The following is a 264-nucleotide window of genomic DNA, read 5'->3' as shown; positions in this document are numbered from 1 at the left end:
GTACATCATCGAGCCGTCGAGGTTGAACGAATAGCCCATCGGCATCACGAAGCTCGAGATCTTGCGGCGCACGCCGAACCGGTCGAGCGCGTCGAGGATCTTCGGATACGCGGCTTCCGAGCTCGCGGTCGCGAACGACAGCATGAACGCTTCCTTGATCAGCACGAGCAGCTTGAACACGCGGCGACCGAGGAACAGCAGCCCGGCCGTGACGAGCGTGGCCCACAGCAGCACGAGGCTCGCGTAGAAGTCGCCCATGAACAC

At 62.9% G+C, this 264-nt stretch carries 1 protein-coding gene; it reads right to left on the bottom strand.

The genetic code is table 11. The features are described 5' to 3' along the window. Positions 1-264 (bottom strand): cation:dicarboxylate symporter family transporter (locus AAEZ09_RS28510; RefSeq protein ID WP_350601694.1); only part of this gene is annotated, 264 nt, incomplete at both ends.

The organism is Pseudomonas sp. 65/3-MNA-CIBAN-0223, from assembly GCF_040310425.1.
Lineage (GTDB): Bacteria > Pseudomonadota > Gammaproteobacteria > Pseudomonadales > Pseudomonadaceae > Aquipseudomonas > Aquipseudomonas gregormendelii.
Note: the sequence above shows the minus strand (reverse complement) of the source record. Positions and strands in the feature narration are given on the sequence as shown.